The sequence below is a fragment of the Noviherbaspirillum sp. genome, assembly GCF_035254685.1.
Classification (GTDB): domain Bacteria; phylum Pseudomonadota; class Gammaproteobacteria; order Burkholderiales; family Burkholderiaceae_D; genus Noviherbaspirillum.
Map to the genome: position 1 here is coordinate 26,891 of NZ_DATFAI010000045.1, position 18,917 is coordinate 45,807.

The following is an 18,917-nucleotide window of genomic DNA, read 5'->3' on the forward strand; positions in this document are numbered from 1 at the left end:
GCAGTTGCAATAAGAAGAGTGTTTTTCAAGAGAAATTTCCAGCAAATCAAGCAGAGGTCATTCTACGCCCAACGGCGCCGTGTGCGCATCCGGCAATATGACCTGATTTTACAGACAGCGATCCCTCGCCGGCCGTGCATGCATCTCTTTGTACAATGCAGTCAGGTCATAGCATGCATGTCTATCCTCAAGTTTATCTTTCTGCAAAGAGTGTGCTCCAACGATGCCAGAATTGCCAGAAGTAGAAGTTACACGCCGCGGCGTCGCGCCGCACCTGGATGGAAAAATCGTCACTGCCGTGACTTTGCGGCACGATGGCCTGCGCTGGCCGTTTCCCGACAAGCTCGCGGCTCGTCTGTGTAACCGGAGAATTCACGCGACAAGGCGGCGCGGCAAATATCTCTTGATCGAATTCGACCACGGTACATTGATCCTGCATCTCGGCATGTCTGGGCACTTGCGCATATTGCCCAAGGACACTCCAGCCCGGAAGCATGATCATTTTGATTTGGAAATCGGCGCGCAGGTCCTTCGCATGACCGACCCGCGCCGTTTTGGCGCAGTACTCTGGCATGGCGCCGAAGAGGGGCCGGTCGAGGAGCATATTCTATTGCGTGGACTCGGCGTCGAGCCGCTCGAGGAAGGCTTCTCCGCAGAGATGCTGTATCGAAACACGCGCAATCGCAGCGCCGCGATCAAGCAGGTGTTGCTGGCGGGCGACATCGTTGTCGGAGTCGGCAATATCTACGCATCCGAAAGCCTGTTCAAGGCGGGCATCAATCCGAAGACGGCAGCGCAGCGCATCGGGCTGGCACGCTATGAAAAGCTGGTGGCGGCAATCCGTGAAACGCTCGCTGCAGCCATCGCCCAGGGCGGCAGCACTTTGCGGGATTTCATGGCGGCGAACGGTCAGCCCGGCTATTTCCAGCAAAGCTATTTTGTCTACGACCGTGCCGGCGAACCGTGCCGCGTCTGCGGCGCAACGGTGCGCCAGCTCAAGCAGGGGCAGCGCTCGACCTTCTATTGCCCGAACTGTCAAAAATGAGTACGGCTGTGCTAGATTCGGGCTTGTAAATAATCAAGTTGGAGAAACCGTGAGCAACCTGGTCCAAAAGTTCCAGCAATACAGCGGCTGGCGCAATGGCGTGATGTCCGCGCTTGAGCGTTACCATGCATGCATTGTTGCGTCCGATCTGGCTGATTCGGCGAGCGATCAGCGTTTCTCACGTCTGCAGGCAAGACTCTCGGATGACAAGCTCTCGATCGCCTTCGTGGCGGAATTCTCGCGTGGCAAGTCCGAGCTGATCAATGCGATTTTTTTCGCGGATTACGGCCAGCGCATCCTGCCGTCTTCTGCGGGCCGCACCACGATGTGCCCGACCGAGCTGCTGTACGACGAGACATTCCCGCCCTCGATCCGCCTGCTGCCGATCGAGACGCGCGCCGAGGCGGCATCGACCAGCGATTTCAGGGAGCGAAGCAACGTCTGGACCGTGCTTCCGCTCGACGTGAATTCCGGCGAAGGCATGCTCGAGGCATTCAAGCAAGTGAGCCTGACCAAGCGCGTGCCGGTCGAGGACGCAAAGCGCTATGGCCTTTATCATGAGGACGACCCGGATGCAGGCCTGGCGGTGGGCGAGGATGGCCTCGTGGAGATTTCGCAATGGCGCCATGCGATCGTCAATTTTCCGCATCCGCTGCTGAAGCAGGGGCTTGTCATCATCGATACGCCGGGCCTGAATGCCATCGGCACCGAGCCGGAGCTGACGCTCAACCTGATTCCCAACGCCCATGCGGTGCTGTTCATCCTCGCGGCCGATACCGGCGTGACAAAAAGCGATATCGAAGTGTGGCGTGATCACATCGGCAGCGGGCCGGCGCGGATGGTGGTGCTGAACAAGATCGACAGTATGTGGGACGAATTGCGCTCGGTCGAGGAAATCGAGGGACAAATCGCGAAGCAGGTGGAGAGCGTCGCGCAGACGCTCCATCTCTCGAAGCATCAGATATTCCCGATTTCGGCGCAAAAGGGCCTGGTCGGCAAGGTCAATCACGATCCTGAACTGCTGGCGAGGAGCCGCCTTCCCGTGCTGGAATCGGCCTTGTCCGATGAGCTGATCCCGAGCAAGCAGGAAATCGTGCGCGGCCAACTGCTCACTGAAGTGGATGAGCTGGCGGTAGCGAAACAGCAATTGCTGGCGGCGCGTGCCCGCAACGTGGTTGAACAGCTGGTGGAGCTGAAGAGCCTGCGCGGCAAGAACCAGAACATCATCGAGCACATGATGAAGCGCGTTGAACTCGAGAAGAAGGAGTTCGATGCCAGCCTGCTGAAACTGCAGGGCACGCGCGCGGTGTTTACCCGCCTGTCGACGGAAGTGTTCACCAGCCTCGGCATGGACATCCTCAAGGAAGACATTCGCAGGACGCGCGACGCGATGGAGAAGAGCAAGTTCTCGGCCGGCTTGCGCGCCGCGGTCAAGTCCTTCTTCGAACAGATCCGGCACAACCTTGATCTCTCCAGCCAGAAGATCGAGGAAATTACCTCGATGATGACGGTGATGTACCGCAAGTTCTCGACGGAGCACGGCCTTGCATTATCCTCGCCAATGCCGTTCTCGCTGGAGAAGTATGTGAAGGAAATCGAACTGATCGAAGGTGTCTATCACAAGCAGTTCGGCGCGGCGGCGATCTTGACGACCCCGCAGGTGGCCTTGATGACCAAGTTCTTCGACTCGATCGCCTCGCGCGTGAAGCAGAGCTTCCTCCAGGCCAATCGAGATGTGGAAGCCTGGCTGAAGGTGGTGATGGCACCGCTGGAGGCGCAGATCTGGGAGCATCGGTCGCAGCTGAGGAAACGCAAGCAGTCGATCGAGCGCATTCATCTCGCGACTGACAGCCTGGAGGAAAAGGTCGAGACGCTGGAGAAGATGCAGGCTGAGCTGGAGGGACAGAAAAAGACGCTGCTGATGCTGGAAGCCGAACTCAAGAACGCCATCGCCGCGGAGCTTGCCGCACTCAAGGCCGCCGCCTGATATCCCGACATGAAACGTATTGCAAAGGCGCCTGCCGCCGCGGCGGATGGCGCCGGAGATTTTTTCGATCCCGGTTTTTCCGAAGCGGTCATTCGCTGGCAGAAGCAGCATGGACGGCATGCGCTGCCATGGCAGAATACGCGCGACGCGTATCGCATCTGGCTGTCGGAAATCATGCTGCAGCAGACGCAGGTCACCGCGGTCATTCCCTACTATCAGCGCTTCCTGGCGCGCTTCCCCGATGTCGCATCGCTGGCGGCTGCTGCCTCCGAAGAGGTGATGTCCTGCTGGAGCGGGCTGGGTTACTACACCCGCGCGCGCAACCTGCATCGTTGCGCACAAAAGGTCGTTGCGGAGCATGGCGGTGAATTCCCATCCGATCCCGAAGCGCTCGCCGCATTGCCGGGCATCGGGCGCTCGACAGCGGCTGCGATTGCTGCGTTTGCCTATGGTGTGCGCGCTGCCATTCTCGACGGTAACGTGAAGCGCGTTTTCTGCCGGGTGTTTGGCGTGGAAGGTTTTCCCGGTTCGAAACCCGTCGAAGATGCGCTGTGGCGGCGTGCCGTGGCCCTCTTGCCTGCGCAGGGAATAGAAGCCTACACACAGGGGTTGATGGACCTGGGCGCAACCTTGTGCACGCGCAGCGGTCCGTCCTGCGCCAAGTGCCCCTTGTCGGAGCGCTGCGTGGCACTCGCTACCGACCGGGTGCAGGCGCTGCCCGCGCGCAAGCCGAAAAAGGTAATTCCAGAAAAGACGACGGCGATGCTGGTCGTCACCGAGCAGGACCATGTATTGCTCGAGCAGCGGCCTGGAAGCGGCATCTGGGGCGGGTTGTTGTCATTGCCGGAGGTGGATGCGCCGGCTGGCCAGATGACTGGCGAAGCCCTGGGCGAGTGCGTGGCGAACAAAGTGGCATCTTTCGGCGCTGTCGCTTCATGCGAACCGCTGCAGCCATTCACGCACGTCTTCACTCATTTCAGGCTGCACGTGTCGCCATACCGCATCCGCCTGGCGCATCGCGCGCAGCATGTGGCAGAAGCCGGGCACGTCTGGTATCACGCTGCGCAACTGCAGGACGCGCCCTTGCCGGCCCCGGTCAAGAAGCTCTTGCTGGCGGTATTCCGCGGGCCTGATCTGCTTTCAGGCTAGCATCGACACAGCCGCCTTCAGTTCGCATCGGTCCATTCCACGCGATTGCGTCCCCGTTGCTTCGCCTGATACAGCGCTGCGTCTGCGCGCGCGATGAGGTCGGTCAGCTTTTCGCCGCGCCGGTATTGCGCCACGCCGATGGACAGTGAAATATGCTTGCTCTGAAGAACTTTCTGAAAGTCGAGGAAGTGCGCATATACCCTCAGGCGTTCGGCATGCATCACGGCGCCTTTCAGCTCGGTATCCGGCAGGATCTGCATGAATTCGTCGCCGCCGTAGCGCCCCAGCATGTCGGTATCGCGGATGCTGTCGCGCGCCACCTTGGCGAACTCCTTGAGGATGATGTCGCCGGTCAGGTGGCCATTGTTGTCATTGATTTCCTTGAATCGGTCGATGTCGATCAGGCAGATCGAGAAAGGAGCGCCCTGCGAGTCAGCCTGCATCTTCGCCCGATCGAGCTCGGCCTGGATCTGGCGGCGGTTGTAGAGGCCGGTCAACTCGTCGCGCACGGATTTTTCTTCGAAGTGTTCCAGCTGATAGCGCGTCGCCCTGAGCAACTGGCGCAGGTTATGGATCTGCTTGCCGAGCAGGATCATGCCGGGCAGGGTCAGGACCAGCACGAACCATTGCACCATGTCTGCGCGAAATGCCTGGCCGTAGCCTTCTGCGTAGCCGCGGATGACAATGATGCCGAAATAGGCGCCGAGGCAGCCGGCAGCCAGCAGAATGAGCGGCACGGTCGAAAGCCTGAATATCCCGAATGAAAAGGCGATCAGGATGAAAGGCACCAGCGCGATCTGGGTGGCGCGTTCGAGGTAGGCAACGACCAGCATCAGCAGCAGCGAGCTCACCAGCTGCGGCAGCATCAGGCTGGGTTCCTCGAAGCGCGTGTTCAGGCCGAACCGGAACATGCCGTAGAACAGTGCGACGATGCACAGTACGATGGCGGCGACGCTGGCGAAGGTCATGCCGCTGATGAAACCCTGGCGGTAGAACATGAACAGGCTCAGGGCATACAGCAGCGAAATCAGGCTGATGGGCGATATCTGTGGAACGCGCACGGGTTGCAGGTTCTTGCGGCGGTTTGCCGGCTCGGACCGCATGGCTTCGCGTGCATCATCCATAAACATACGATTAGCGCTCAAAGTAGTGCCATGTAAATGCCTGCAGGGCAGGAAGCAAGTGGGAATGTACAAAGGGCTGTCCCGGCTGGGAACAACGGCGGCTTTTTCCGGCTCTCCGCCGGGAGAGGCAGAGCCGACCCGACATTTATCCTACGAATGCCGTGTCTCGAATTTGCGCGGTGACAAAGAGCCTGTGAAAAGTGCTGCGTGGACAGGATGCGGAATGGCGATTCTCACAAAAGTCACACTGGGCGACCTGAGTGGGCGCGGCCCATTGCCTTTTAATTAAGAGCGGCCGAGTCAGATGATCTTGTGCTGCTGAAGATACTGATGGATGATCGAGAGCCGGGTCGGCGCATCGTCGAGCTCCATCAATTTCTGGCGCGCCTTGAGCGGGATGGGAAGGAGTTCGCACCAGCGGTTGGCGACCCAGCCCGCGCTGTCGAGCCGGGCCGGCTGGGAGAACGGGCTGCTGAAGGTGTCGCCCTGCTGCGTACGGCCCTTGGCATTGACATCGTCGATGACGAGCTTCAGAGTCGTGGCGCAGGCGACATGCATGTCGGTGACGGGGGCGGGTTCATCCGGCGCGATCATTTCAACCTGTGCTTCCAGTCGCTGGTCCGGTAGCACGCGGGTTTCGATGATGCGGAAGCGTTCGCCGCCTACCGTCCGCAGCATCATCACGCCCAGCTTCTCCATGTCCCAGGATGCAATGTGTGCCAGGCACCCGACCGATTCGGGCTCGGCTGCCACGCCGACTTCCTGTCCGGCCTTGATCAGCACCACACCGAAAGGCGCATTGCGCCGCATGCATTCGCGCACCATGTCGATGTAGCGGGTCTCGAAAACTTTCAGCGGCAGTATCCCTTCCGGGAACAATACCGTTTTCAGCGGGAAAAGAGGAAGCCACGAATCGTCGGAGCGCATGGTCGGCATGAGGCCTCGTCAGGAAAGTTCGCGGTGGCGCAGCAGGACGCGCTCCGTCGCGCCAAAATGTTTTGCGAGCTGCTCGACCATGTAGACCGATCGGTGCTGGCCGCCTGTGCAGCCGATGGCGACCGTGAGGTAGCTCCGGTTGTCGTTCTTGAATGCCGGCAGCCACTTTTCGATGAAGGTACGGATATCGAACAGCAGCTCCGCGACATGCGCCTGCGCATTCAGGAACTCGATCACCGGCTCGTCGCGGCCGGTGAAGGGGCGCAGGTTGATGTCGTAGTAGGGATTGGGCAGTACACGCACGTCGAATACCAGGTCCGCATCCAGCGGCACGCCGAACTTGAAGGCGAAGGATTCGAACAGCAGGGTCAGCGGCGCGTGCTCGGTTTCCACAAGGTCCTTGATCCAGCCGCGCAGCTTGTTGGCGGACAGGCCTGAGGTATCAATGACGTGGCCGATGCCTTCGATCGGGGAGAGCATCTCGCGCTCGCGCAGGATGCATTCGGTCAGCGTCGGCTGATCGGCGGCGTCCTGGCTCGTGCGTACGCGATGCGACAGCGGATGGCTGCGGCGGGTCTCGGAAAAGCGGGCGATCAGCGATTCTGTCTTGGCGGTCAGGAACAGCACCTTGACGTCATGGCCCTCTTCCTTGAGCGACTTGATGTCGGCGGGAAGTCCAGCCAGCGAATCGGCGCTGCGGGCATCCATTGCCACCGCCAGGGAATCCGCGTCTTCTTCCTGGCGTGTCTGGACCAGTTGGCGCAGAAGCTTGGGCGGCAGGTTGTCGACGCAGAAGTAGCCGGCGTCTTCGAGTGCATTCAGGCCGACCGATTTACCGGAGCCGGAAATGCCGGTGATGAGGATGATGCGCATAGGCGAAATCATACCGCAAGGGGCGCGGTGTGACACCGAAAGTCGGTGCAGGAAAAACAGGCGTGTGGCTAATCGTTCCCCATCGCCTTTTGCTGCCGCTCCATGAACTCCTTGAGCGTGTCGATGCCGCGCAGCTGCAGGATGGTGTTGCGCACCGCAGCTTCCAGCAGCACGGCGAGGTTGCGGCCGGCTTCGACCGGAATCACGACCTTGCGGATTGGCAGGCCGAGCACTTCCTCGGTCTGAGAGTGCAGGGGCAGGCGCTCGTAATTCTCTTCCAGCGTGCTGCGGCGCACCAGGTGCACGATCAGCTTCAGCCGCATCTTGCGGCGCACTGCGGTTTCTCCGAAGATGGTCTTGATGTCGAGCAGGCCGAGGCCGCGCACTTCGAGCAGGTTCTGCAGCAGCGGCGGGCAGCGTCCTTCGATCATGTTGGGCGCGATGCGGGCGAATTCGACGGCGTCATCGGCGACCAGTCCGTGGTTGCGCGAGATCAGTTCGAGGCCGAGCTCGCTCTTGCCAAGCCCGGATTCACCGGTGATCAGCACGCCCACACCCAGCACGTCCATGAACACGCCGTGCATCGTTACGCGCTGCGCCAGTTCCTTGGACAGGTAGACACGTAGGTAGTCGATCACCTGCGCGGCGGGCAGCGGCGTGGAGAACAGCGGGATGTTTTTCTCGTCGCACACCTCGAGGATGTACGGCGGCGTCTCCAGGCCTTGTGCGATGATGAACGCCGGCGGTTCGCCGACCACCAGTTCTTCCGTCTGGTACTTGCGCGAGGCGGGAGAGAGCTTGTTGTAATACTGGATTTCCTGGTGACCGAACACCTGGATGCGGCCGGGATGGATCAAGTTCAGGTGGCCGACCTGGTCGGCAGCGGAGGTGGCATCGCCCGAAATGCGCCGCTCGCCGCCCGGGAAACCGGCAAACCATCCGAGCTGCAGCGCTTCTCGCGTGTCGTCGTAGAGTTGCTGGATCGATAAGTGCGTGGTGGCGGGCATGGTGTCAGGCGTGTACGCTCGGCTGCCAGTCAGTGATGCGTGCATGGACCGAAGCGGCGTCCGGATCGACCGTCAACTGTTCACGGAAGGTTTCGTCGGAAAACATCTCGGCGATTTCGGACAGGATTTCGAGGTGCTGCTGCGTCACGTGATCCGGAATCAGCAGGAACACCAGCAGCTTCACCGGCAGACCGTCCGGGGATTCGAACGGAATCGGCTCCTTCAGCCGCACGAATGCAGCCAGCGGCGCTTTCAGGCCCTTGATGCGGCCGTGCGGCACGGCCACGCCATGCCCGAGGCCGGTCGAGCCGAGGCGCTCGCGCGCGAACAGGTTGTCCGATACCACCGAACGGGCGATACCGCAGTTGTTTTCAAAAATCAGTCCGGCTTGCTCAAATGCCCGCTTCTTGCTTGAGACCTCAAGGTCAAGCACGACATTGTCCACCGACAGGATTTTGGCAAGGGTCGTCATGTTGCGAAATGGCATGGTGCACTGCACAAAAAGAACATTCGAGTCGCATTATAGGCTGGTTTCCCAACTGTGGAACGAGAAAGCATAGAGTGGGCCTGTGAAACCATGTTGATTGTAAGCAGGAAACCGACAGGAAAAGTTCAATAATGGCTGAGTGTCTCGTCAACGCTAATCGATTCCGTTATGGCGAACATTTCACTTTGGCAAGAGAGCTGCGGGTTTCCTATGATTCTTGTCTCGAGCCTCGGGCCGATTTGTACCCCGTGAACATGACAGTATCCTGACAAGCGCCTGGTATTGCCGCAGACCCAATGGATTTTCGTCGCTATTGCCGCGCATTGCGCAAATTCGACGGGCGCTGGCCGGTCGTGAAATTGCTGCGCCAGGGGTTGATGTCCAGGCCGCCGCGGCGCGTGTAGCGCGCATACACTGATAGCTTCTGCGGCCTGCATTGACGCAGGATGTCCATGAAGATGCGCTCCACGCACTGTTCATGGAATTCGTTGTGGTTTCGGAAACCGATCAGGTATTGCAACAAGCTTTCCTGGTCGATCTGCGCGCCGACGTAGCGGATCTGGACGCTGCCCCAGTCCGGCTGTCCGGTCACGAGGCAATTCGACTTGAGCAGATGCGAAACCAGCGTCTCCTCGACCATCGCCTCCGCATGGTTGGCCTTCAACAGAGCCGCGTCGGGCGTGTACTCGCCAACTTCGATGTCGAGACGGTCCAGCAGCAATCCATCCAGCTCGCCCATCTCAATGGACGAAAAGGCCTCAGGCATGACCAGCTTGACCTGCACCGGCGCGCCGAATCCTTCCGAAAGGTCGGCGCGCAGCACATCCGCAAGCGCTTCCGGGGAAGCCAGCTTCGTCTGGTTGAAGGAATTGAGGTAAAGCTTGAAGGATTTCGACTCGATGATGTTGGGCGAATCCGCCGGAACCGTGAACGTCGCAATGGCGACCTGCGGCTTGCCGCGCAGGTTCAGCCACGACAGTTCATAGGCATTCCAGATGTCTATGCCGAAAAACGGCAGGGTACTGCCAACACCGATCTCATCGCGCTTTGGTTGGCGCGAAATCGGGAACAGCAGCGACGGCGCGTATTCGGCCACGTAACTGGAGGGCTTGCCGAGCGGTGAAGCTTCCGGCGCTTTGGGGTCGGACATGGATGGAATACCGATAACACGCTTTCAGTTTCGCTTGTGAGCGAAACCGGAAACCAATAATTACCTATGACAGCGGGCGATGTTGCCGGTTCGCCCGCCAACTGCGGTTACAGAAACAGCTTGTAAGCCGGATTGTCGCTTTCGTCCCAGTTGCGGTAACCCAGTGTCGAGAGGAAGGCACGGAAATCCTTCATTTCCTTCTTCGGCACCTGCAGTCCCACCAGGATGCGGCCGACATCGCCGCCCTGGTTGCGATAATGGAAAAGACTGATGTTCCAGTTCGGCGCCATGCTGTCGAGGAAACGCATCAGCGCGCCCGGACGTTCTGGGAATTCGAAGCGGTACAGCAATTCGTTATTCGCAAGGGGGCTCTTGCCGCCGACCAGATGACGGATGTGCAGCTTGGCCAGTTCGTCATGCGTCAGGTCGATCGTCTTGAAGCCGTGCTTCTCGAAATTCTTCGTGATCTTGCCTGATTCATCGCGGCTGGAAACCTGGATGCCGACGAAGACATGCGCGACCTTCTCGTCGCTGATGCGATAGTTGAACTCCGTCACATTGCGCGGCCCGACCAGCTGGCAGAAGCGCTTGAAGCTGCCGCGCTCCTCCGGAATCGTGACCGCGAACACCGCCTCGCGCGATTCGCCCACTTCGGCCATTTCGGCAACGAAGCGCAGGCGGTCGAAGTTCATGTTGGCGCCGCTGGTGACCGTCACCAGGGTTTCATTCGCGATTGGCTTCTTGTTGGCCTTTGCGCGTTCGACGTAGGCCTTCGCGCCGGCCACTGCCAGCGCGCCGGCCGGCTCGAGGATGCTGCGCGTATCCTGGAATACGTCCTTGATCGCAGCGCAGACTTCGTCGGTATCGACCAGGATCACGTCATCCACATACTCCTTCGCGAGGCGGAAGGTTTCTTCGCCAACCAGCTTGACCGCCGTGCCGTCGGAGAACAGGCCGACATCGTTGAGCGTCACGCGACGGCCCGCTTTCAGGCTGCGCGCCATGGCGTCGGAATCGGTGGTCTGCACGCCGATCACCTTGATATCGGGGCGCACCGACTTGACGTAGGCGGCCACGCCGGCAATCAGCCCGCCGCCGCCGATGGCACAGAAGATCGCATGAATGGGTTCTGAATGCTGGCGCAGTATCTCCATGCCCACCGTGCCTTGCCCGGCGATGACGTAGGGATCGTCGAAGGGATGGACGAAGGTAAGCTTGTGCTTCTTCTCCAGCGTCAGCGCGTGGTTGTAGGCATCCGAATACGAATCGCCGAACAGCACCGCTTCGCCGCCGCGCGCCTTCACCGCATCGATCTTGACCGGCGGTGTTGTGGTCGGCATCACGATCACGGCACGGCAGCCGAGCCGCGCCGCCGACAGGGCGACGCCTTGCGCGTGGTTGCCGGCCGAAGCGCAGATCACGCCGTGCTTGAGTTGCGCCGGGGTGAGGTGGGCCATCTTGTTGTAGGCCCCGCGCAGCTTGAAGCTGAACACGCTCTGGATATCCTCGCGCTTGAGGTAGATCTTGTTGCCCATGCGTTCAGACAGCGTGGGCGCGAGCTCCAGGGGTGTTTCGATGGCGACGTCGTAGACGCGGGCGTTCAGGATTTTCTGTAGATAGTTGGTAGTCATATGCTTCGGGTCGTTCGCGCGTTCCCCAATAATGCCGCGCGCAAGCTGACCATTATAATGGACGGCCCTGACATGCTTCCATGCCGTTGTCCGCCCGTATCCCCGTCCGCCGTGGACAGGCTCCATTCATGATCGAATCTGCAATCCGCTGGCTGCTGAATATTTTGGCAATTCCCGATGTCGGACTGACATCCCTCTTCCTCATCAGCACCCTGTCGGCGACGCTCTTGCCATTAGGGTCGGAGCCTGCGGTATTCGCTGTGGTGAAGGCCAATGGCGCCCTGTTCTGGCCGGCGATGACCGTCGCCACCATCGGGAACACGCTGGGCGGCGCGATCGACTACTGGATGGGCTCCGGCGCGAAACAGGCATTTGCCAGGGAACGCGAAAGTCGCTGGTTCGCCTGGCTGCAGCGCTACGGCGCGAAAACCATGCTGCTCGCCTGGCTGCCGGGCATCGGCGATCCGATCTGCACGCTTGCCGGCTGGCTGAAATTGCCATTCTGGCCATGCATCATTTACATGGCGGCAGGCAAATTCCTGCGCTACCTCACCATGACCACGGTGCTGATGGTCGTTCCCGACGGGTTCTGGCGGCGATTGGTGGATCTGCTCTGATTGTCGTAAATTCAACACTTTTCCGATGCGAATCCGCGCCGATATCCTCTGTTTTCGGGAGTTTGGCCGCAAGGACTGTAAGGCTGTTCAGCCTGCTGCATTGCGATAAGCTAAAATGCGCCTTTAAGGATTTGCCACCAACCTTGATGAACGCCCCAGCACAAATCCAAGCTTTGCTTCCCGACGCGCCCAGCGATTCAGCGCCGACCCGCTTGCGCGAAATCCCGTATAACTACACCTCGTTTTCCGACCGCGAGATCGTCATTCGCCTTCTGGGTGAAGATCCGTGGCGCATTCTCGACGAGCTGCGCAGCGAGCGCCAGACCGGCCGCTCCGCGCGCATGCTATACGAAGTCCTTGGCGATATCTGGGTGGTGCGGCGCAATCCGTACCTCCAGGACGACATGCTCGACAATCCGAAGCGCCGCCAGGCGCTGATCGATGCGCTCAACCACCGCCTGACGGAAATCGAAAAGCGCCGCCTCACCACCGATCTGGCCGAGGCAGGCGATGCGCAGGCCAAGCGCCGCAGCACGAATGTCGAAACCCTGCTCAAGGCCGCCAGAAAGGCGGTCGCCGATTTCGGCGAAGAGTTCCGCCAGACCTATGACTTGCGCAAGCGCGCCACCAAGGTGCTTGGCCGTTGCACGGCGAAGGACAACATCAAGTTCGACGGCCTGTCGAGGGTATCGCACGTTACCGACGCGACCGACTGGCGCGTGGAATATCCGTTCGTCGTCCTGACGCCGGACAGCGAGGATGAGATGGCTGGCCTGGTCAAGGCCTGCATCGAACTCGGCCTGACCATCATTCCGCGCGGAGGCGGCACCGGCTATACCGGCGGCGCCGTTCCGCTGACGCCGCTCTCGGCCGTCATCAATACCGAAAAGCTGGAGCAGCTCGGTACGGTCGAAATGACCATGCTGCCCGGCGTGGACAAACCCTACGCAACCATTTACACCGGCGCCGGCGTGGTCACCAAGCGCGTCTCGGATGCAGCCGAACGGGCCGGTTTCGTCTTCGCGGTCGATCCGACTTCGGCGGAAGCCTCCTGCATCGGCGGCAACGTCGCGATGAATGCAGGCGGCAAGAAAGCCGTGTTGTGGGGCACCGCGCTGGACAACCTCGCAAGCTGGCGCATGGTCGACCCCAACGGCGACTGGCTGGAAGTCACGCGACTCGAACACAACCTCGGCAAGATCCACGATGCGCCCGTGGCGAAGTTCAAGCTGGAATGGACGCATCCGGACGAAAAGGGCAGGAATGCCAAGCCCTTCAGGACGGAAATCCTGGAAATCGAAGGGCGCCGCTTCCGCAAGGAAGGCCTGGGCAAGGACGTCACCGACAAGTTCCTCGCCGGCCTGCCTGGCGTGCAGAAGGAAGGCTGCGACGGCCTGATCACCTCCGCGCGCTGGATCCTGCACAAGATGCCGAAGCATGCGCGCACCGTTTGCCTCGAATTCTTCGGCCAGGCGCGCGACGCGATTCCGTCCATCGTCGAAATCAAGGATTATCTCGACGCGGAAGCGAAGAAGGGCGGTGCCATACTCGCCGGCCTCGAACATCTCGACGAGCGCTACCTGCGCGCGGTCGGCTATGCCACCAAGTCCAAGCGCGGTGTGCTGCCGAAGATGGCCTTGTTCGGCGACATCGTCGGCGATGACGAAGACGCCGTGGCACGCGCCGCGTCCGAAGTGATCCGCATGGCCAATACCCGCGTCGGCGAAGGCTTTGTCGCCGCCAGCCCTGAAGCGCGCAAGAAGTTCTGGCTCGACCGCGCGCGCACGGCGGCGATCGCAAAACATACGAACGCGTTCAAGATCAACGAAGACGTCGTGATTCCGCTCAACCGCATGGGCGAATACACCGACGGCATCGAGCGCATCAACATCGAGCTGTCGATCAGGAACAAGCTGCAGTTGCTGGGTGAATTGCGCACCTTCTTCACCGTCGGCCATCTGCCGCTCGGCAAGAGCGAGGACGCGGATGCGAAGGACATTCCGCCGGAAGAATTGCTCGGCGACCGCGTTGCGCAGGCGGTGGACCTGATCGATGCCGCGCACGCGCGCTGGACCTACCTGCTGACGCAACTTGACAAGCCGCTGCGCGACGCGCGCGACGAACTGGCTGCGCTCGACGTGTCGACCACCTGGCTCGATGAACGCCTCGCGCGCCAGCCGGACGCGAATGTGTTCCACGTCGTGCAAGACCGCACCATCCGCGTTTCGTGGAAGGCGGAAGTGCGCGCACAACTGCGCCAGATCTTCAATGGCGGCGCGTTCAGGCTGATCCTCGACGAGTGCAGTGCCATTCACAAGCGCGTGCTGCGCGGCCGTGTATTCGTCGCCCTGCACATGCACGCGGGCGACGGCAATGTGCACACCAACATCCCGGTCAACTCCGACGATTACCAGATGCTCAAGGATGCGCATGCCGCCGTGGCGCGCATCATGGTGCTCGCGCGTTCGCTCAACGGCGTGATTTCCGGCGAACACGGCATCGGCATCACCAAGCTGGAATTCCTGACCGAAGACGAGATTCACGATTTCCGCGATTACAAACTGCGGGTCGATCCGCAGGGCCGCTTCAACAAGGGCAAGCTGCTCAACGATCCGACGATGCCGGCCGATCTTCGCAATGCCTACACGCCGTCGTTCGGCCTGATGGGGCATGAATCGCTGATCATGCAGCAGAGCGATATCGGCGCTATTGCCAACAGCGTGAAGGACTGCCTGCGCTGCGGCAAGTGCAAGCCGGTGTGCGCCACGCACGTGCCGCGCGCAAACCTGCTTTATTCGCCGCGCAACAAGATTCTCGCGACCTCCCTGCTGGTCGAGGCATTCCTGTATGAAGAGCAGACGCGCCGCGGCATATCGATCAAGCATTGGGAAGAGTTCGAGGACGTTGCCGACCACTGCACTGTCTGCCACAAGTGTGTGACGCCGTGCCCGGTCGATATCGATTTCGGCGACGTCTCGATGAACATGCGCAACCTGCTGCGCAAGATGGGCAAGAAGTCATTCAAGCCCGGTACCGCTGCGGCGATGTTCTTCCTGAATGCAACGGACCCGGCGACGATCAATGCCACACGCGCGGCGATGACGGGCATCGGGTACAAGGCGCAACGCTTCGCGAACGATCTGCTGAAGACGGTCGCCCGCAAGCAGACCAAGGCGCCGCCGGCAACGCACGGCAAGCCGCCGGTCAAGGAGCAGGTGATTCACTTCATCAACAAGAAGATGCCGGGCAACCTGCCGAAGAAAACGGCGCGCGCGCTGCTCGACATCGAGGACGACAAGATCATCCCGATCATCCGCGACCCGAAGAAGACAACGGCCGACACCGAAGCCGTGTTCTATTTCCCGGGCTGTGGATCGGAGCGGCTGTTCTCGCAGGTCGGCCTGGCCACGCAGGCCATGCTGTGGCATGTCGGCGTGCAGACCGTGCTTCCGCCGGGCTATTTGTGCTGCGGCTATCCGCAGCGCGGCAACGGCCAGTACGACAAGGCCGAGAAAATGGTGACGGACAATCGCGTGCTGTTCCACCGCATGGCCAACACGCTGAACTACCTCGACATCAAGACAGTCGTAGTTTCATGCGGCACCTGCTACGACCAGCTGCAGAGCTATGAATTCGAGAAGATTTTCCCTGGCTGCCGGATCATCGACATCCACGAATACCTGCTCGAAAAAGGCGTGAAGCTGGAAGGCGTGAATGGCGTCCGCTACATGTACCACGAGCCTTGCCACAACCCGATGAAGCAGCAGGATTCGCTGAAAACGGTGAATGCGCTGATCACGACGGCTGACGGCCAGAAAGTGGAAAAGAACGAGCGTTGCTGCGGCGAGTCCGGCACCCTGGGTGTCAGCCGCCCCGATATCGCAACGCAGGTGCGATTCCGCAAGGAAGAGGAAATGCGCAAGGGAGCGGACAAGCTGCGCGCCGATGGTTTCAAGGGCGACGTCAAGATCCTCACTTCCTGCCCGTCCTGCCTGCAAGGCTTGCTGCGCTACAACGAGGATGCCGATACCACCGCCGATTACATCGTGATTGAAATGGCGAAGTATCTGCTCGGCGAAAACTGGCTGCCCGACTATGTCGCGCTGGCCAATGACGGCGGCATCGAACGCGTGCTGGTCTGAGGAAGCCCATGAAAGAAGCGCCCTGCGAATTGTGCATCCAGCCCGGCGGCGACGTCGTGTACCGGGATGACAACTACCGGATCGTGCTGGTCGACGACGAGCGCTATCCCGGTTTTTGCAGGGTGATCTGGAATGCACACGCGAAGGAAATGACCGATCTGTCCACTGCGGATCGCGCGATCCTGATCGCTGCCGTGTGGCAGGTGGAAGAAGCCGTACGCGAGGTCATGCAGCCGCACAAGGTCAATGTGGCCAGCCTCGGCAACGTCGTACCGCACCTGCACTGGCACATCATTCCGCGCTACGAGGACGATGCGCATTTCCCCAATCCGATCTGGGGAGAGGTCAAGCGCACGCCGGATTCCGCCGAGCTGGCCAGGCGCAAGGCGCTGATGCCGAGGCTGCGCGAAGCCTTGCTCGATCGTTTCGAAAGCTCTCTTCTCTGACACGCCGGTTGCTGCCGGTCAAAAGGAAATCCTCAACATTTTCACGCATATGGCTGACACAAAGACTGCTGCAACGACACCGACCGCTATCACCGTCCACAAGCAATCGCGCGAGCTGGAGCTGGCATTCGCCTCTGGCGAGGTGTATTCCCTGCCGTTCGAATTCCTGCGTGTGCAATCGCCCTCCGCCGAAGTGCGTGGCCATGGCGCGGGGCAGGAAGTCCTGCAGACCGGCAAGCGCAATGTGCTCATGACGGCGATCGACCCGGTCGGCAACTATGCCGTGCAGCTGCATTTCTCGGATGGCCACAATACCGGTATCTATACCTGGGATTACCTGCACTGGCTCGGCGCCAACAAGGACCAGCTCTGGGAGGATTACATGAAGCGCCTGGAGGCAGCGGGGTTCACGCGAGAAACCGGACGCGATGCGCCCATGCCGGAGGCCCAGGGTAAGGGTGGAAGCTGCGGACACAAGCATTGATACTCACGATTTGATGCCAGGCAAGGGATTCAAGGCAGCAACGGCCGGCACATGGAACTTCTGGCAACACCCGCTGCCTGCACTTGTATAATGCGGGCTGGATTTACAGGCTCCTACCCATGACCAATACCACCCATTTCGGTTATCAGACCGTCCCCGAAGAAGAAAAAGTACAGAAAGTCGCCCAGGTTTTTCATTCCGTCGCCAACAAATACGACGTGATGAACGACCTGATGTCCGGCGGACTGCACCGTATCTGGAAGGCCTTCACGATTGCGCAGGCCGGCGTGCGCCCCGGGTTCAAGGTACTCGACATCGCGGGCGGCACCGGCGACCTCGCCAAGGCATTCGCGAAGCAGGCGGGACCGACGGGCGAAGTGTGGCTGACGGACATCAACGAGTCGATGCTGCGCGTCGGTCGCGACCGTCTATTGAACAAGGGCCTTGCCACCCCCACCTTGCTCTGTGATGCGGAAAAACTGCCGTTCCCGAGCAATTATTTCGATCGCGTCAGCGTGGCATTCGGCCTGCGGAACATGACGCACAAGGACGTTGCCTTGTCCGAAATGCATCGCGTGCTGAAACCGGGCGGGAAATTGCTGGTCCTTGAATTTTCCAAGGTCTGGGAGCCGCTGCAGAAGCCGTACGACGTCTATTCGTTCTCGGTCCTGCCGTGGCTGGGCAAGCGCATCGCCAACGATGCCGAGAGCTATCGCTACCTGGCCGAGTCTATCCGTATGCATCCTGACCAGGAAACGCTGAAGAAGATGATGCAGGATGCCGGGCTGGAACGCGTCGAGTACTTTAACCTGACCGCGGGCGTGGCCGCGCTGCACACCGGGATCAAGCTGTAGCAGTCCGAATCGACTGCAAGGAGAGTTCCATGAAGAAGTTTCTGATCGCCCTGGTAGTCTTCCTGGGCGCGATGTCTGTCGTCGTTTCCGACGCGGAAGCTCGACGGCTGGGCGGCGGAGGTTCGTTCGGCCGCCAGGCGCCGAGCTACAGCCGCCAGGCACCTGCGCAGTCCCCCAGCCGTTATTCCAATTCGAACCAGGCGAGCCCCACGGCGCCGTCCACGGCACCGCAAAACAGCATTCCGCCCCGGCCTGCAAGTCCGTGGCGCAACATGCTCGGCGGCGCCTTGCTCGGCTTGGGTTTGGGCGCCTTGCTGTCGCATTTCGGCCTCGGCGGCGCCATGGCTGGCATGATCAGCACGATTCTGATGCTGGCATTGATTGCACTGGCAATTGCTTTCCTGATGCGTCTGTTCCGCGGCAAGAGTGGCGGCGATTCGCAACATGCTTATGCCGGCAGCTATTCCGCCGATAACGCCAGGCCGCGCACACCGGAAATCGGCTCGCGCGTCGAGCCGCAGATGCAGCATGCCGCGTTCGAGGCTGAACCGGCCAGCAGCGCGCCCGGCCTGCCGCCTGATTTCGACGCACCGGCTTTCCTGCGCCATGCGAAGACGTATTTCATCCGGTTGCAGGCGTCCTGGGATCGTGCCGACATCAATGACATCCGCGAATTCACGACGCCGGAAATGTTCGCCGAGCTGCGCCTGCAGCTGCAGGAGCGCGGCGCATCACCCAACCAGACCGACGTGGTGTCGCTGGATGGCGAATTGCTGGGTATGGAAAGAACCGGCAATGAATACATGGCTAGCGTCAAGTTCTCGGGAATGATAAAAGAGGCCGAAAACGCGCCGGCCGAACCTTTCGCCGAGATCTGGAACCTGACCAAGCCAGTATCGGGGCAGGGCGGCTGGGTGCTGGCAGGGATTCAACAATTATCCTGAGCCGGCTGAAATACCGAGCGGCAAACTGGTAAACTTGTGGC

General features: G+C 60.5%; 16 protein-coding genes. 9 read left to right on the forward strand and 7 right to left on the reverse strand.

Annotated features, from left to right (window positions below; genetic code table 11):
• The first annotated feature begins 223 nt into the window (after nucleotides 1–223).
• The 3 genes from mutM to mutY are packed head-to-tail and all read left to right on the forward strand — an operon-like array spanning nucleotide 224 to nucleotide 4,181.
• Nucleotides 224–1,045: a bifunctional DNA-formamidopyrimidine glycosylase/DNA-(apurinic or apyrimidinic site) lyase gene (gene mutM / locus VJ698_RS21070; RefSeq protein ID WP_324104778.1), complete on the forward strand. Its 822-nt coding sequence runs from the start codon at nucleotides 224–226 to the stop codon at nucleotides 1,043–1,045.
• A gap of 49 nt (nucleotides 1,046–1,094) precedes the next feature.
• Complete coding sequence (locus tag VJ698_RS21075; RefSeq protein ID WP_324104779.1) at nucleotides 1,095–3,032, forward strand: dynamin family protein; 1,938 nt, start codon at nucleotides 1,095–1,097, stop codon at nucleotides 3,030–3,032.
• Between the two features lie 9 nt (nucleotides 3,033–3,041).
• A complete protein-coding gene (gene mutY, locus VJ698_RS21080; RefSeq protein WP_324104780.1) occupies nucleotides 3,042–4,181 on the forward strand; it encodes an A/G-specific adenine glycosylase in 1,140 nt (379 codons plus the stop codon).
• 17 nt (nucleotides 4,182–4,198) lie between these two features.
• Here mutY and VJ698_RS21085 read toward each other — a convergent pair whose 3' ends face one another.
• The 7 genes from VJ698_RS21085 to ilvA form a co-directional block, all read right to left on the reverse strand.
• Entirely contained in the window at nucleotides 4,199–5,305 is a 1,107-nt protein-coding gene (locus VJ698_RS21085; RefSeq protein WP_324104781.1) for a GGDEF domain-containing protein, read from the reverse strand.
• A gap of 300 nt (nucleotides 5,306–5,605) precedes the next feature.
• Entirely contained in the window at nucleotides 5,606–6,241 is a 636-nt protein-coding gene (locus tag VJ698_RS21090; protein ID WP_324104782.1) for an LON peptidase substrate-binding domain-containing protein, read from the reverse strand.
• 9 nt (nucleotides 6,242–6,250) lie between these two features.
• Entirely contained in the window at nucleotides 6,251–7,114 is an 864-nt protein-coding gene (rapZ, locus tag VJ698_RS21095; protein WP_324104783.1) for an RNase adapter RapZ, read from the reverse strand.
• A gap of 68 nt (nucleotides 7,115–7,182) precedes the next feature.
• Nucleotides 7,183–8,121, reverse strand: coding sequence for an HPr(Ser) kinase/phosphatase (gene hprK / locus VJ698_RS21100; protein WP_324104937.1), 939 nt, complete (start codon nucleotides 8,119–8,121; stop codon nucleotides 7,183–7,185).
• A gap of 4 nt (nucleotides 8,122–8,125) precedes the next feature.
• Complete coding sequence (locus VJ698_RS21105) at nucleotides 8,126–8,593, reverse strand: PTS sugar transporter subunit IIA (protein ID WP_324104938.1); 468 nt, start codon at nucleotides 8,591–8,593, stop codon at nucleotides 8,126–8,128.
• Nucleotides 8,594–8,918: 325 nt separating this feature from the next.
• On the reverse strand, nucleotides 8,919–9,758 hold the full coding sequence (gene queF, locus VJ698_RS21110; RefSeq protein WP_324104784.1) for an NADPH-dependent 7-cyano-7-deazaguanine reductase QueF: 840 nt from the start codon (nucleotides 9,756–9,758) through the stop codon (nucleotides 8,919–8,921).
• Between the two features lie 107 nt (nucleotides 9,759–9,865).
• A complete protein-coding gene (gene ilvA, locus VJ698_RS21115; RefSeq protein WP_324104939.1) occupies nucleotides 9,866–11,419 on the reverse strand; it encodes a threonine ammonia-lyase, biosynthetic in 1,554 nt (517 codons plus the stop codon).
• A gap of 98 nt (nucleotides 11,420–11,517) precedes the next feature.
• Between ilvA and VJ698_RS21120 the strand changes: the two genes are divergently transcribed.
• The 6 genes from VJ698_RS21120 (at nucleotide 11,518) to VJ698_RS21145 (ending at nucleotide 18,876) form a co-directional block, all read left to right on the forward strand.
• Nucleotides 11,518–12,006, forward strand: a complete 489-nt coding sequence (locus VJ698_RS21120) for a YqaA family protein (RefSeq protein WP_324104785.1) — start codon at nucleotides 11,518–11,520, stop codon at nucleotides 12,004–12,006.
• A gap of 146 nt (nucleotides 12,007–12,152) precedes the next feature.
• A complete protein-coding gene (locus VJ698_RS21125; protein WP_324104786.1) occupies nucleotides 12,153–16,148 on the forward strand; it encodes an FAD/FMN-binding oxidoreductase in 3,996 nt (1,331 codons plus the stop codon).
• Between the two features lie 8 nt (nucleotides 16,149–16,156).
• On the forward strand, nucleotides 16,157–16,594 hold the full coding sequence (locus tag VJ698_RS21130; protein ID WP_324104787.1) for an HIT family protein: 438 nt from the start codon (nucleotides 16,157–16,159) through the stop codon (nucleotides 16,592–16,594).
• Nucleotides 16,595–16,643: 49 nt separating this feature from the next.
• Nucleotides 16,644–17,078 (forward strand): DUF971 domain-containing protein, encoded by a 435-nt coding sequence (locus tag VJ698_RS21135; RefSeq protein ID WP_324104788.1) that lies wholly within the window; start codon nucleotides 16,644–16,646, stop codon nucleotides 17,076–17,078.
• Nucleotides 17,079–17,197: 119 nt separating this feature from the next.
• The gene (gene ubiE, locus VJ698_RS21140; protein ID WP_324104789.1) at nucleotides 17,198–17,932 is read left to right on the forward strand and encodes a bifunctional demethylmenaquinone methyltransferase/2-methoxy-6-polyprenyl-1,4-benzoquinol methylase UbiE; all 735 of its coding nucleotides are present in this window, start codon (nucleotides 17,198–17,200) and stop codon (nucleotides 17,930–17,932) included.
• 29 nt (nucleotides 17,933–17,961) lie between these two features.
• Nucleotides 17,962–18,876, forward strand: a complete 915-nt coding sequence (locus tag VJ698_RS21145) for a Tim44 domain-containing protein (protein WP_324104790.1) — start codon at nucleotides 17,962–17,964, stop codon at nucleotides 18,874–18,876.
• Nucleotides 18,877–18,917 lie beyond the last annotated feature (41 nt).

Bases quoted from the DNA above. Each gene is read 5' to 3' on its own strand.
- mutM (WP_324104778.1), top strand. From the start codon at position 224: ATGCCAGAATTGCCAGAAGTAGAAGTTACACGCCGCGGCGTCGCGCCG.
- mutY (WP_324104780.1), top strand. From the start codon at position 3,042: ATGAAACGTATTGCAAAGGCGCCTGCCGCCGCGGCGGATGGCGCCGGA.
- VJ698_RS21085 (WP_324104781.1), bottom strand. From the start codon at position 5,305: ATGGATGATGCACGCGAAGCCATGCGGTCCGAGCCGGCAAACCGCCGC.
- VJ698_RS21090 (WP_324104782.1), bottom strand. From the start codon at position 6,241: ATGCCGACCATGCGCTCCGACGATTCGTGGCTTCCTCTTTTCCCGCTG.
- rapZ (WP_324104783.1), bottom strand. From the start codon at position 7,114: ATGCGCATCATCCTCATCACCGGCATTTCCGGCTCCGGTAAATCGGTC.
- hprK (WP_324104937.1), bottom strand. From the start codon at position 8,121: ATGCCCGCCACCACGCACTTATCGATCCAGCAACTCTACGACGACACG.
- VJ698_RS21105 (WP_324104938.1), bottom strand. From the start codon at position 8,593: ATGACGACCCTTGCCAAAATCCTGTCGGTGGACAATGTCGTGCTTGAC.
- queF (WP_324104784.1), bottom strand. From the start codon at position 9,758: ATGTCCGACCCCAAAGCGCCGGAAGCTTCACCGCTCGGCAAGCCCTCC.
- VJ698_RS21120 (WP_324104785.1), top strand. From the start codon at position 11,518: ATGATCGAATCTGCAATCCGCTGGCTGCTGAATATTTTGGCAATTCCC.
- VJ698_RS21125 (WP_324104786.1), top strand. From the start codon at position 12,153: ATGAACGCCCCAGCACAAATCCAAGCTTTGCTTCCCGACGCGCCCAGC.
- VJ698_RS21130 (WP_324104787.1), top strand. From the start codon at position 16,157: ATGAAAGAAGCGCCCTGCGAATTGTGCATCCAGCCCGGCGGCGACGTC.
- VJ698_RS21135 (WP_324104788.1), top strand. From the start codon at position 16,644: ATGGCTGACACAAAGACTGCTGCAACGACACCGACCGCTATCACCGTC.
- ubiE (WP_324104789.1), top strand. From the start codon at position 17,198: ATGACCAATACCACCCATTTCGGTTATCAGACCGTCCCCGAAGAAGAA.
- VJ698_RS21145 (WP_324104790.1), top strand. From the start codon at position 17,962: ATGAAGAAGTTTCTGATCGCCCTGGTAGTCTTCCTGGGCGCGATGTCT.